The organism is Streptomyces europaeiscabiei (assembly GCF_001550375.1).
GTDB lineage: Bacteria > Actinomycetota > Actinomycetes > Streptomycetales > Streptomycetaceae > Streptomyces > Streptomyces europaeiscabiei.
This window is the reverse complement of the sequence record NZ_LRTR01000683.1, coordinates 1-12,004: the sequence shown is the minus strand read 5'-3', so window position 1 is coordinate 12,004 and position 12,004 is coordinate 1. Positions and strand designations below refer to the sequence as shown.

At 70.9% G+C, this 12,004-nt stretch carries 14 protein-coding genes; 5 read left to right on the top strand and 9 right to left on the bottom strand.

What is annotated here, in order from left to right:
• Nucleotide 1: 1 nt before the first annotated feature.
• From AWZ10_RS33475 to AWZ10_RS33450, 6 genes are all read right to left on the bottom strand, one after another.
• Entirely contained in the window at nucleotides 2–1,795 is a 1,794-nt protein-coding gene (locus tag AWZ10_RS33475) for a glycosyltransferase family 2 protein (RefSeq protein ID WP_060892888.1), read from the bottom strand.
• 270 nt (nucleotides 1,796–2,065) lie between these two features.
• A complete protein-coding gene (locus AWZ10_RS33470) occupies nucleotides 2,066–2,698 on the bottom strand; it encodes a TetR/AcrR family transcriptional regulator (RefSeq protein ID WP_046708951.1) in 633 nt (210 codons plus the stop codon).
• Nucleotides 2,695–3,417 (bottom strand): DUF4166 domain-containing protein, encoded by a 723-nt coding sequence (locus tag AWZ10_RS33465; RefSeq protein ID WP_060892887.1) that lies wholly within the window; start codon nucleotides 3,415–3,417, stop codon nucleotides 2,695–2,697. Before AWZ10_RS33465 ends, AWZ10_RS33470 begins: the two co-directional genes overlap by 4 nt.
• Nucleotides 3,418–3,423: 6 nt before the next feature.
• Entirely contained in the window at nucleotides 3,424–4,170 is a 747-nt protein-coding gene (locus AWZ10_RS33460; RefSeq protein WP_046708949.1) for a membrane protein YndG, read from the bottom strand.
• A gap of 154 nt (nucleotides 4,171–4,324) precedes the next feature.
• Nucleotides 4,325–4,618: an MTH1187 family thiamine-binding protein gene (locus AWZ10_RS33455; RefSeq protein WP_037695470.1), complete on the bottom strand. Its 294-nt coding sequence runs from the start codon at nucleotides 4,616–4,618 to the stop codon at nucleotides 4,325–4,327.
• Entirely contained in the window at nucleotides 4,615–4,974 is a 360-nt protein-coding gene (locus AWZ10_RS33450) for a DUF3817 domain-containing protein (RefSeq protein WP_046708948.1), read from the bottom strand. Before AWZ10_RS33450 ends, AWZ10_RS33455 begins: the two co-directional genes overlap by 4 nt.
• 189 nt (nucleotides 4,975–5,163) lie before the next feature.
• Here AWZ10_RS33450 and AWZ10_RS33445 point away from each other — a divergent pair, with 189 nt between their 5' ends.
• From AWZ10_RS33445 to AWZ10_RS33430, 4 genes are all read left to right on the top strand, one after another.
• Complete coding sequence (locus AWZ10_RS33445) at nucleotides 5,164–5,796, top strand: AIM24 family protein (protein ID WP_046708947.1); 633 nt, start codon at nucleotides 5,164–5,166, stop codon at nucleotides 5,794–5,796.
• Between the two features lies 1 nt (nucleotide 5,797).
• Nucleotides 5,798–6,448: an AIM24 family protein gene (locus AWZ10_RS33440; protein ID WP_046708946.1), complete on the top strand. Its 651-nt coding sequence runs from the start codon at nucleotides 5,798–5,800 to the stop codon at nucleotides 6,446–6,448.
• A 2-nt stretch (nucleotides 6,449–6,450) separates the two neighbouring features.
• Complete coding sequence (locus AWZ10_RS33435; protein WP_037695463.1) at nucleotides 6,451–7,248, top strand: AIM24 family protein; 798 nt, start codon at nucleotides 6,451–6,453, stop codon at nucleotides 7,246–7,248.
• A 136-nt stretch (nucleotides 7,249–7,384) separates the two neighbouring features.
• Nucleotides 7,385–7,861 (top strand): MarR family winged helix-turn-helix transcriptional regulator, encoded by a 477-nt coding sequence (locus AWZ10_RS33430; RefSeq protein WP_046708945.1) that lies wholly within the window; start codon nucleotides 7,385–7,387, stop codon nucleotides 7,859–7,861.
• 96 nt (nucleotides 7,862–7,957) lie between these two features.
• On the opposite strand, the gene AWZ10_RS33425 is transcribed toward AWZ10_RS33430, so the two are convergent.
• Together AWZ10_RS33425 and AWZ10_RS33420 are read right to left on the bottom strand one after the other, a co-directional pair.
• Nucleotides 7,958–9,379, bottom strand: a complete 1,422-nt coding sequence (locus AWZ10_RS33425) for a sensor histidine kinase (protein WP_046708944.1) — start codon at nucleotides 9,377–9,379, stop codon at nucleotides 7,958–7,960.
• The gene (locus AWZ10_RS33420) at nucleotides 9,376–10,044 is read right to left on the bottom strand and encodes a response regulator transcription factor (protein WP_060892886.1); all 669 of its coding nucleotides are present in this window, start codon (nucleotides 10,042–10,044) and stop codon (nucleotides 9,376–9,378) included. The genes AWZ10_RS33425 and AWZ10_RS33420 overlap by 4 nt, the downstream gene beginning before the upstream one ends.
• A 172-nt stretch (nucleotides 10,045–10,216) precedes the next feature.
• Here AWZ10_RS33420 and AWZ10_RS33415 point away from each other — a divergent pair, with 172 nt between their 5' ends.
• Nucleotides 10,217–10,930 carry a PepSY domain-containing protein gene (locus AWZ10_RS33415; protein ID WP_046708942.1) on the top strand — a complete coding sequence of 238 codons (714 nt, stop codon included), beginning with the start codon at nucleotides 10,217–10,219 and terminating at the stop codon, nucleotides 10,928–10,930.
• A gap of 122 nt (nucleotides 10,931–11,052) precedes the next feature.
• Here AWZ10_RS33415 and AWZ10_RS33410 read toward each other — a convergent pair whose 3' ends face one another.
• Nucleotides 11,053–11,910 carry an MFS transporter gene (locus tag AWZ10_RS33410; RefSeq protein WP_425264521.1) on the bottom strand — a complete coding sequence of 286 codons (858 nt, stop codon included), beginning with the start codon at nucleotides 11,908–11,910 and terminating at the stop codon, nucleotides 11,053–11,055.
• Nucleotides 11,911–12,004 lie beyond the last annotated feature (94 nt).

Genomic DNA, 12,004 nt, shown 5'->3' with positions numbered 1-12,004 from the left:
CCTAGTCGCCTCCTGTCGTGGTGCCGGAGACGGAGGGGGCGGGTGTGGCGCCGGAGGGGGCGGGCGCGAGGGCGGGCGGGGTGGCGAGCGCGGGGGCCGACGGGGTGGCGACTGCGGGTTCCTCGCGGTCGGCGAGCCGGGTGACGGCCCACACTCCGACGGGCGCGAGCGAGATCGCCATGGCCAGGAGGGCCCAGGTGCGCATGGCCACATGGGTGTGGCCGAGGAAGAACGACGCGGTCAGCGACGACGCGAGCACGGCCGCCCAGAACAGATGGATCCGGAACGTCAGCAGCCGGTCGGGGCTCGCGTCGCCGCCCTTCGGCGTGACGACGAACCGGCAGGGCAGCCGGAGCACGGCGGCACTCAGCGACTTCAGGTAGATGGGTGCGGAGAGCGCCGACATCGCCATCCCGGCGAGCCCGCCCGACCCCTGCGGTTCGTGCGGCGAGACGTTGTGCCTGCGGTTCCACAGGTACAGCCCCACCTGGAGGGCGGCCGCGTCGCTGTACAGCATCAGCCAGACGGAGGCGGCGACCTCGGTCCCGGACGCCCCGAACCACAGGAACAGCACGCAACTGACGATGCCCAGCAGCCAGTTGAGGGCCGTCATCGGGTAGTAGACGAGCATCAGCGTGTACGAGAAGAGGCGCCCCCACGGCATCGTGAAGGGCGCCTTCCAGTACTGCTTGAACAGCGTCTCGTACGTCCCGCGCGACCAGCGCATCTGCTGGGCGAAGAAGTCCGTCCAGGACGCCGGGCCCTCCCCCACCGCGAGCACGTCGGGCGTGTACACGGACCGCCAGTGCGCTCGCGTCGCCGGGTTCCTGTGCCGGTGCAGTTCGAACCCGGTGGCCATGTCCTCGGTGATGGAGTCGTACAGCCCGCCGATCTGCCGCAGGGCCGCGAGGCGTACGACGTTGTTGGTGCCGACGAACATGGGGGCGCGGTAGCGGTTGCCGGCGCGCTGGATGAGGGCGTGGAAGAGGAACTGCTGGGATTCGGCCGCCTTGGTGACCGGGGTGACGTAGTTCCCGTACACCTGCGGTCCGACGACGAAGGCGACGTCCGGGTCGCGGAAATAGCCCAGCATCCGCTCCAGGAACTCGGGGAGCGGCACGTGATCGGTGTCGACCGAGGCGAAGAACTCGTACTCCTCGCCGTGCCGGGCGATCCACGCGTTGTAGTTGCCGTGCTTGGTACGGGCCTTGTGGACGCCCTTCGAGCGGTTCCACTCGGGGACGCCGTCGCGGGTGAAGTGCCGGACGCCGAGCTCTTCGCACAGGGCCCTGGCCCGGTCGTCGTCGCCCTCGTCGAGCAGCCAGACGTCGAGGTGGCCACTGTGCCGGAGCCGGGTGGCGCCCTCCAGGGTGGCCCGCACCATGGCGAGGGGTTCCTTGCCCGGGACGTAGGTGGTCAGGAAGGCGACGCGCGTACCGGCTTCGGGGACGACCGGTACGGGATCGCGCGCGACCATCGTCGCGTGCGCGATCGACACGACGTTGACGACCATGAACAGCTCGATCAGGCCGATGGCTGTCAGCATCGCGAGGTCGAGCCCCACGAGCCACGTGTCGCCTCCCTCACGCTCCACCCAGTGCGTGGGCCAGACCAGATAGACGAGCAGGGCGCCGGTCAGCAGCGGCGCCAGCGTCATCAGCAGCACGGCCCGTATTCGATGCGGCTCCTTCGACAGAAGCCTGCGGTATTCCACCTGGTACGCCGATCCCGCGGGCTCCGTGAGCGGCCCGGCGAGTCTGCTGTGGCTGTCGTAGTCGTACACCTCCGACCGCACGGCGCCCTCCAGTGATCGAACGAGCCGATAACCACACGAAAGGCCCAATTGCGTGGCGAGTCCAACTAATTAGGCCGATCGGGTGGATGAGGACTTCTCGGTACGAGAAGCACGGGGCGCAGCCCCTGCTTTACGAGGGGCGCGGGGAACCGCACGACCAGCCCCCCAACCACCCGCGGACAACCGATACACCTGAACGGGGTCGAAGAGGCAGCGCCCCTGGGATCGGAAGGGGTAGGGCGGCGGGGGCGAGAAAGGCACCTGGAGGACTCAGCGGCCGGCAGTCTTCCGGAGGTGGTGACGGACCGCCCGCTGGGCCACCGGCCCGAGGCTGTCGAGCGCCGCCGCGAGCGCCGCCAGCTGTTCGAGCGCGGCGAGCGCCGCACCCGCCCCCTCCGGATCGACCCCCTCGTACAGCTCCAGCCCCACGAAGGACGCGGCGACGGCCCGGGCCAGCCCTCCCGCATCGGCGAACTCCCCGAGCGGCGAGGTCGCCAGGACCCGCCGCAGCACCCCCTCGACCTCCGCGATCCACAGATCCAGGCCCGCCGCGGTCGCCGGCGCCAGCCTGGGCTGGGTCTGCGCTCCCGCGAGGAGCTGCCCCAGAACGGCCACATGCCCCTCCGCGCGCTCCTCCTCGTGCATCTCCCGCCCGAAGGCCAGCAGCTCCGCGAGGGAACCGATCGTCGCCAGCCGCTCCCGGTGGCGGGCGACGCGCCGCTCCGCCCCGAACCGGCACGCCGCCGCCAGGAGTTCGTCCACGGAGCCGAAGTGGTAGAAGACGAGCGCCTGGTTCACCCCGGCGGTCGCGGCGATCGTGCGCGCGGACGTCTTGGCGATCCCCTGCTCGACGAGCGTCCGCAGCGCGCCCTCCAGCAGCTTCGCCCTGGTCGCCTCGCTCACGCCCGCGCCTCCTCGCGGACCGGCCGCAGACCGGGCCGGACCCCGCGCACCCGGACGTCGTCGTAGGTCGCGGCGAAGGAGCCCTCGTAGCCGAAGAGCGGCCCGAAGTACCGGTTCGCCACCCGCACCCGGATGCGGAGACGTCCCGTCCGCTCGTCGAACCGCTCCCGCACCTCCGCCTCACCGCCGACGAGTTCGGGGACGCGGACGTCGACCGGCCCCTCCCGGAAGCGGTGCTCGCCGGAGCGGATCAGCAGCGACCCGTCGGCTTCCGCGCTGAAGTGCAGGTCGCTGGCGAGGTGTTGGTGGGTGCCGAGGTAATCGAGGACGCGGTCGCCCTTGGGGCCCAGCACCATCTGGGCGTCGAACCGGCGGGCCCGGCCTGGCAGGTCGAAGGTACGCACGAAGGTCACCGTCTCACGGCCGTGTCCGTCGACGTACGGCACGTTCTCGATGGTGAAGGGGACGTTCCGCCCCTCGCACGGGACGAGGATGTTGCGGGTGCCGCCGAGCGCGAGGAACGGCTTCACCAAGCCCCGCCCGTGCCAGACACGGTCCATCACACCCCGGCCGGTGCAGGCCTCGCCGCTCGCCAGGCCGACCGAGAAGCGACGGCGCAGTTCGGGGTGGAGCCGGTCGAAGTCCGCCCCCATGACCGTACGGAAGATCGAGGCCGGAGCGGTCGTCGGAGAAGAGGCCGTCGGGGTCGTCGCATCCATGGCCGGCTATCCCTTCAGGGTCGCGAGCAGACGGGGAGCACGCGCGCGTGCGGGCGCGGTCCGCAGACAGCGGCGGGCGGACGGGGTACCGGGCAGGGGCGGCACGATCAGGGCGGCCAGGGCCGCCGACATGGCCGCCACCGGCGTGGCGAACATCGCCGACGGCGCCCATGGGCCCGCCGGGTCCGCCAGAGCCCCGTACGCCAGTCCGGCGCAGGCGACCACGATCGTCAGCGCGCGTACGGCCGCCTCGGCGAGCCAGCGGCGCAGGGCCCGTTCGGGGGTGATGTCCCGCTCCAGCCACAGACGGAGGCGGTCGAAGGACCAGGCGGTGGCCCAGCCCATGAGCGGGCGGAACAGCAGCCGGTCGGCGATCGCGCCGGGACGGCCCCATCGGGGGCGGTAGTCGTAGCCGGTGAGGAAGCGGACCTCCTCGCCGTCCGGTACGTAACGCCAGTAGCCGCCGCCCTGGGCGATCAGGGAGAGCGGGTGCGGCGAGGCGAAACGCAGCGCCGAGGTCCGGGTGCCGTCCGGCCGCTCCTTCTCCCCGGCCGAGATCCCCGTCCCGGCGACCGTCAGGCCGGGGAGCACGCGGGTGGCGTACCGGAAGCGCTGCGGTTCGCCCTCCGCGCGCGGGAGGTGGTCGATCTCGGTGAAGCGGAGGTCCCAGCGCTGATGGGAGGCCGGGTCCTGGGTGCGCGCCCACACCTCGTCGAGGTCGGCCCGTATGCGTGCCTCTACGTAGAGCCCCATCCGCGTTCCCCCAGTTCAGCGAGTTTTTTGAGCGACTGCTCAAGCGACTGGACAAGACCGTACACCGATTTGAGCGATCGCTCAAACAGTGAGCCACGAGAAAACCCCGGCCCAGAAGGACCGGGGTTCACCAAGTGGCGGTACGACCTACGGGTTACGCGGACAGGTGGCGCTCCACCCTCTCCACCTTCGACGTGAGGCCGTCCGTCACGCCGGGCCGGATGTCGGCCTTGAGGACGAGGGAGACACGGGGTGCGCGCTCCTCGACAGCGGCGACGGCTCGCCGTATGACGTCCATCACCTCGTCCCACTCCCCTTCGATCGAGGTGAACATGGCGTCGGTCCTGTTCGGCAGGCCCGACGCACGGACGACCCGTACGGCGTCGGCGACGTACTCCCCCACGTCCTCGCCGACGCCGAGCGGCGTCACGGAGAAGGCGACGATCACGCTTTCACGGCCCCTTCGCTCTCGTCGCGGGCGCGGGACGCGAACGCCGCGCCGACCGCGTCCTCGGCCTCGCGGCGGAGCTTGCGGTCGGCGAAGAAACCGCCGGTGGGCAGGACGGAGAGGGCGAAGTAGAGCGCGGCGGTCTTCAGGGACCACTTCGTGCGGTTCCAGGCGTCGGCCCAGAAGACCAGGTACAGGAGGAAGAGGACGGCGTGGACCCAGCCCATCACCGGCACCGCGTTGAACTCCGTGGTGCGCTTGAGCACCGAGCAGACGAGCAGCAGCAGGAAGGAGACGGCCTCGGGGCCGGAGACGAGGCGCAGGCGGCGGAGGGCGGAGGCGGTCTTTGTGTCCACGGGTCACCTTCGGTGAGGTCGGGGGTGAGTCGTCGCGTCGCTCGGCGAGCCTTGTGAACGGAAGCACAAGCGACGTCCATTCTGGCATCCGTCAGCCTCCCGATGGCCCTAGGGGTCCCTTCAGGGTCGAGATCCCCCTCAAGGGCCTGTCCTGTCCCCCCTTTGGCCGGTTACCGTCACCCCGTGGCAATGTTCCGACTTCAAGGCAGCAAAGTGCTGGCCGTCGACATGACCGGGGACGCCGTCAAGGCGAAGAACGGTTCGATGGTCGCCTACGACGGTCAGATGTCGTTCAAGAAGCTGAGCGGCGGCGGTGAGGGTCTGCGCGGGATGGTGACGCGGCGCCTCACGGGTGAACAGATGACGTTGATGGAGGTGACCGGGCAAGGGACCTGCTGGTTCGCGGACCGGGCATCCGAGATCAACCTCGTGAATCTTCAGGGGGACAAGCTGTACGTGGAGTCGAGCAATCTGCTCGCGACGGACTCCGGACTGCGCACGGGCACGAGCTTCACCGGGCTGCGCGGCGCCTCGCAGGGCAACGGCCTGTTCACCACGACCATCGAGGGCCACGGCCAGGCGGCGATCATGTCCGACGGCCCGGCGGTGGTGCTGCGGGTGAGCCGCCAGTACCCGCTGACGGTGGACCCGGGGGCGTACATCGCGCACCAGGGCGACCTCCAGCAGTCCTTCCAGTCCGGTGTGACGTTCCGCACGTTCATGGGCGAGGGCGGCGGCGAGGCCTTCCAGATCCGCTTCGAGGGCGACGGGCTCGTCTACGTCCAGCCCAGCGAGCGCAACACGGTGGCGGGAGACGTGTGACATGGCCTTCCGTGAGATCAACTCGAAGATGATCGAGGCGACCGTGATGCCGGGCCAGCGGCTGTTCAGCCAGCGCGGCGCGATGCTCGCCTACAAGGGCGAGGTGTCCTTCACCCCCAACATGCAGGGCGGTCAGGGCGGTATCGCGTCGATGATCGGCCGCCGGGTGGCGGGCGAGGCGACCCCGCTGATGACCGTCGAGGGCAGCGGCACGGTGCTGTTCGGGCACGGCGGCCACCACATCCAGGTGATCACCCTGACCGGCGAGACCCTCTACGTCGAGGCCGACCGCCTGCTCGCCTTCGACGGCACCCTCCAGCAGGGCACGATGTTCATGGGCTCGCAGGGCGGCGTCATGGGCATGGTCCGGGGCCAGGTGACGGGCCAGGGCCTGTTCACCACCACCCTCAAGGGGCACGGGGCCGTCGCGGTCATGGCGCACGGCGGGGTCATCGAGGTCCCGATCACCCCCCAGCGTCCGGTCCACGTGGACCCACAGGCGTACGTGGCGCACCACGGCGACGTACGCAACAAGCTGTCCACCGCGCTCGGCTGGCGCGACATGGTGGGCCGGGGCTCCGGCGAGGCGTTCCAGCTGGAGCTGAGCGGCAGTGGTGCGGTGTACGTCCAGGCCTCGGAGGAGAAGCTGTGAGCATGTACGGGGCTCCGGGCGCCGGCCCGACCGTCCACGACCCGATGACGCTGCCGTCCGACGACAACGTCAACAACTACACCTTCTGCGTGGAGCTCAAGGGGAGCCAGTGGTTCCTGCAGAAGGGCAAGATGATCGCCTACTACGGCCAGATGGAGTTCAACGGCATCGGGCACGGCCGTTTCGGCGGTCTTGTCCGTACGTCGTTCCATTCGCCTCTGCACGCGAGCGACTGGGTCGTGGCGGAGGGGTCGGGCAAGATGCTCCTCGCCGACCGGGCCTTCGACGTCAATTCGTACGACCTCGAGGACGGCAACCTGACCATTCGCTCGGGCAACCTCCTCGCTTTTCAGCCAAGTCTGGCACTCAAGCAGTCGATCGTTCCGGGCTTCCTGACCCTGATCGGAACGGGCAAGTTCGTGGCGGCCTCCAACGGCCCGGTGGTGTTCATGGAACCCCCCATCCGGGTCGACCCGCAGGCATTGGTCGGGTGGGCCGACTGCCCCTCGCCGTGCCACCACTACGACCACGGTTACATGGCGGGCCTCATGGGCGGCCTACGTGCGATGACGGGGGTCGGTGGCGCATCCGGCGAGGAGCACCAGTTCGAGTTCGTCGGGGCGGGCACGGTCCTGCTCCAGTCGTCCGAGACCCTCATGGCCGAGCAGGCCACGGGCATGGTTCCGCACGAGCCGGGCGTGCCCGGCGGCGGTGGGGTCCCCGGTCAGCACGGACAGCCGGCGGGGGCACCGCGCCTTCCCGGACAGCTGGGCGACCTCCAGCGTCGCTTCGGGCTGTGAGCGGTAGTCTGCGGAGTGTGACATCGAACGTGTGCGCGCTGTCATGCCCCGACCCGTAAGGCCCGACCTGTCCGTACGACCGGCAGTACCGAACCCTCACTAGTTCGCCTTTCAACATTTTAGGTAGACTTCATTCATGGAGACCGAAACGGCCACGCGCTGGCTGACCGATGCGGAGCAGTGCGCCTGGCGCACCCATCTGGACGTCAACAGGCTGCTGACACACCAGCTGGAAAGGGACCTGCAGCCGTTCGGCCTGACAATGAACGACTACGAGATCCTGGTGAACCTCTCCGAGTCGGAGGGCCGACGGATGCGGATGAGCGACCTCGCCGCCGCCACTCTCCAGTCCAAGAGCCGCCTCTCGCACCAGGTCACACGTATGGAGAACGCGGACCTGGTGCGCCGGGAGAACTGCGAGTCCGACCGGCGCGGGCTGTTCGCCGTGCTGACGGAGCACGGCTTGGAGACCATGCAGCGGGTGGCGCCGCATCATGTCGCCTCCGTGCGGCGGCACTTCATCGATCTGCTGCCGGAGGAGGCGCTGGAGGAGCTCCACAAGTCGCTGGTGCCGATCGGGGATCACCTCCGGAGTCATCGGGGCAAGCCGTAGCGCTCCGCTCGGATTGACCGTCCGAGCGCCGGGGGACTGCAGGGCCTCTTGTGGCCGCGGGTCGACCGTGGCTGGTCGCGCAGTTCCCCGCGCCCCTCACATGGGCAGCCGTAGTTCGAAGAGCGCACCTCCGCCGGGGGCGTCCTCCACCGTCAGAGTGCCTCCGTGACGGACGGCGATGTCCCTGGCGATGGCGAGGCCCAGGCCCGCGCCGCCGTCGTCCCTCGCCCGGGATTCATCCAGCCGGACGAAGCGTTCGAAGATGCGTTCGCGGTCGGCCCGGGGGACGCCGGAGCCGTCGTCGGCCACCTGGAGGACCGCCCGGTCCGCGGTGGTGCGCAGGGTGACGGCGACCCGGTCGTGGGCGTGGCGGCGGGCGTTGTCCAGGAGGTTGCCGAGGACACGGCAGATCTGGTTGCGCGAGCCGCGCAGCTCCACGGACTCGACGCCGTCCAGGGTCACGCCCTCCCGGGACGCCACCTCGTCCCGTACGACCTTCGCCAGGTCGAACCGCGCGTCCGGCGGCGGCCGCTCCCCCGCGTCCAGGCGCGCGAGCAGCAACAGGTCGGCGGCCAGGCTCTGCAGTCGTACGGTGTCCGCGACGGCCCCCTCCAGGTCCAGCAACTCAGGGTGCGCAGCGCCCACTTCGAGCTGGGTGCGCAGCGACGCGATCGGGCTGCGCAGCTCGTGCGAGGCGTCCGCGACGAACGCGCGCTGCCGCTCCACCGAGGCCTCCAACGCGGCCAGCGTCTCGTTCGTCGTACGCGCCAGCCGGGCGATCTCGTCGTGCGCGTCCGGCTCGGGGACGCGCCGGGAGAGGTCCTCGGAGGCCGTGATGGCTGCCATCTCGGAACGGATGCCCTCGACGGGGCGCAGCGCCCGCCCGGTGACGACGTACGTCACCCCGCTGACCGTCAGCAGCAGCAGCGGCAGCCCGATGAGCATCGTCGTCAACGCGGTGCCGACGGCGTCCTCCTCGGTGGAGAGCGGGGCGCCCGCGTAGACGGTGAGCGACACACCGGCGGGCGTGACCACGTCGACCGCGGCGAACCGGTAGTCCGCCGTCACCCCCTCGACGGTCGCGGTGCCCTCGCCGTACCACGTCTCGTCGGCGACCTCGCGGGCATCGAGCGTGCCGTCGTCCTCCGCGTCCCGGTCCCCCTCCGCCCGGTCGTCGGCGTCGTCGTTGGTCTCGGAGTTCAGCCGGTCCGAGGAGACGGCGGTCACGTTCATGCCCTCGACGTCCTCGCCGACCGCGACGGGCTTCTCGTCGCGGTCCAGGACCTCGACGGGGTTCTCGTCGCCGTCCGGCAGCCTCAGCTCGTCGTAGGCGAACCCGTTCGCCAGCGCCGAGGCGGCGTTGCGGGCCACGGAGTCGGCCTCCGCGTCCGCCTTGTCGGTGAGGCTGAACCGCAGCGAGAGCAGGACGGCGGCGCCCGCGGCGACCAGGGCGACGGCGACGACGACGGTCGCGGCGAGGGTGGCGCGGGCCCTCACCGAGCCGAGACGGCGCTTCACGGGCGGACCTCCATTCTGTATCCGGCTCCGCGGACGGTCTTGATGAGCGTGGCGCCGAGCTTGCGGCGCAGGTTGCTGATGTAGACCTCGACGATGTTCGGGTCGCCGTCGTAGGCGAAGTCCCAGACGTGCTCCAGGATGTCGGCCTTGGACACGACCTCACCGGCTCTCAGCACGAGCTGTTCCAGGACGGAGAACTCCTTGGTGGTGAGGGTGATCTCGTCCTCGGCGAGGAACACGCGCCGGGCGGCGGTGTCGAGCTTGAGGTCGCCGACCTCGTGCACGGGCGAGGCACCACCCGACGGACCGCGCCGCCGCAGCAGCGCCTTCACCCGGGCGACGAGGACGACGTACGAGAACGGCTTGGTCAGATAGTCGTCGGCGCCCGTGTCGAGGCCCTCGGCCTCGTCGTACTCGCCGTCCTTGGCGGTGAGCATCAGGATCGGCACGTCGTGGCCGGCGGCGCGCAGGGCGCCGCAGACGCGGTAGCCGTTCATGCCGGGCAGCATGATGTCGAGGATCACGAGGTCGTACGACCCCTCGCTCGCCCGGTGCAGGCCCTCGACGCCGTCGTGGACGACGTCCACGGCGTAGCCCTCGGCCGTCAGTCCCTTGGCCAGCGACACCGCGAGCCGCTTCTCATCTTCCACGATCAACAGGCGCATGCGTTCAGCTTGGCAAACCGAACCTGAAGCGGTCTTCAGGGGGCTTCAGGTCCGCTTCAGCGTCGGTCGGCCAGATTGGTCCTCGTCGAAAGCAGACGAGGCCGACAAGCCGCCTGCAACCGGCGACACCATCCGTTACTGGTTGCAGCCAGTCGCATTCTGGAGGAATCCCATGAAGCGCAACATCGTCATCGCCACCATCACGGCCGTCGCCCTGATCGGCGGCGGCACCGCGACCGCCATCGCGGTAGCGGGTGACGACGAGGCGCCGGCGAAGAAGACCGTGTCGGTGGCCAACGACGACAATGACCGCGACGACGTCGACGACACCGCCGACAGCGACGACACGGCCCAGGACAAGGCCGAGGACCGGGCCGAGGACCAGGCCGCCCGCGACACGGACCAGGACGCCGAGGACAAGGCCGAGAACGCCGCCGAGGCGAAGGCCGGTCAGGTCACGGCCGCCGACGCGATCAGGACGGCGCTGAAGCACAAGTCCGGTACGGCGGTCTCCGCCGACCTCGACGACGAGGGCACGAACCTGGTGTGGGACGTCGACGTGCTGACAGGCGGCGGCAAGTGGTTCAGCGTCCAGGTCGACCCCGGCACCGGCAAGGTCCTCGGCTCGCACGCCGACCGGGACGACGACGGTGACGACGCCGCCGAGACCGAGCAGATCCGGACCGCCCTGAAGGGCAGCTCCGTGACCGCCGCGGAGGCCGCCGAGGCCGCCGCCGCCAAGGGCACGGTGACCTCCGTCGACATCGACGAGGAGAGCAGGGACCAGGCCTGGGAGGTCGACACCACCGCCGCCGACGGCACCGGCAGCGACTGGAGGGTCGCCCTCGACTCCGGCAAGCTCACCGCCGACCGCTCGAACGACTGACCTCCTCCCCGCCAGACACGAAGCCTTTCCCTCCCCCCCACAGGTAGGGGCACCCGGCACCGGGTGCCCCTACCGCCTTTTCAGGGGCTTTCAGGGGCCTGGACGCGTCGTCCGGGACCCGCTCACCGCTGTGCGCCGGCCCGCTCCACCGCGCTCAGGGCCGGCTCCGGCGCACGGCCCCGCATCCTCCCCGCCCCCACGGCGGTCGCCGCGAGCAGCGCCGCGCCCCCCGCGAGGGCGAAGCCGAGGGCCGGGGAGAAGTGGGCCACCAGGAGGCCCGAGGTGGCCGCTCCCGCCGAGACGCCGGCGTTGACGGCCGTGTTGACCCAGGCGCCGGACCGCGTGCGGGCGGCGGGCGGGGCGGAGGCGTCGGCGACGAGGTAGGCGGTGGTCAGGGCCGGGGCGACGAAGAGGCCGGCGCAGACGATGGCGCCGGTGAGGACGGCGAGGTCCGGGGCGAGCCCGGCACCGGCGAGGGTGAGGCCGAGGCCCGCCGTCAGCAGCGCCAGCCGTACGCGGGCTCCGGAGCGCCACTCGACCGCGCCGTACAGCAGGCCGCCCACCGCGCTCCCGGCCGACAGCGCGGCGAAGATCCAGGCCACGACGTCGTCCCCGTGGCCCTGCTGCTCGGCGAAGGCCAGCACGAGCAGGTCGAGCGCGCCGAGCGACAGCCCGACCCCGCCGGCCGCGACGACGGGCGGCACGATCCCGGCCACCACCCGAGGCTTCCGTCCCCGGGCCCCCTCCTTCGGCGCGGGCCCACGCCCCGGCATCCGCGCCACCGCCGGAGAGGTCACGAACCCGTAGGTCCCCGCCACCACCAGCAGCGCCCCCACGACCACGGCTGCGGCCGGAGCGGCGAACTGCACCACCCCGCCCACGACCAAGGGCCCCGACACGAACAACAGTTCCTCCGCGACCCCGTCGAGGCTGTACGCACGCCGCAACAGCCCCTGGTCCGCGGCGAGTTCACTCCACACCGTCCGCATGGTCGGCCCGAGCGGCGGTGTACAGGCCCCCGCCGCCGCCGCGACCGCCCCCAGCACCGGCCCCGACGCCCCGGGCCGCCAGCTC

Excerpts from the sequence above, each read along its gene's own strand:
- AWZ10_RS33465 (WP_060892887.1), bottom strand. The coding sequence starts at position 3,417 with ATGGATGCGACGACCCCGACGGCCTCTTCTCCGACGACCGCTCCGGCC.
- AWZ10_RS33460 (WP_046708949.1), bottom strand. The coding sequence starts at position 4,170 with ATGGGGCTCTACGTAGAGGCACGCATACGGGCCGACCTCGACGAGGTG.
- AWZ10_RS33445 (WP_046708947.1), top strand. The coding sequence starts at position 5,164 with ATGTTCCGACTTCAAGGCAGCAAAGTGCTGGCCGTCGACATGACCGGG.
- AWZ10_RS33440 (WP_046708946.1), top strand. The coding sequence starts at position 5,798 with ATGGCCTTCCGTGAGATCAACTCGAAGATGATCGAGGCGACCGTGATG.
- AWZ10_RS33435 (WP_037695463.1), top strand. The coding sequence starts at position 6,451 with ATGTACGGGGCTCCGGGCGCCGGCCCGACCGTCCACGACCCGATGACG.
- AWZ10_RS33430 (WP_046708945.1), top strand. The coding sequence starts at position 7,385 with ATGGAGACCGAAACGGCCACGCGCTGGCTGACCGATGCGGAGCAGTGC.
- AWZ10_RS33420 (WP_060892886.1), bottom strand. The coding sequence starts at position 10,044 with ATGCGCCTGTTGATCGTGGAAGATGAGAAGCGGCTCGCGGTGTCGCTG.
- AWZ10_RS33415 (WP_046708942.1), top strand. The coding sequence starts at position 10,217 with ATGAAGCGCAACATCGTCATCGCCACCATCACGGCCGTCGCCCTGATC.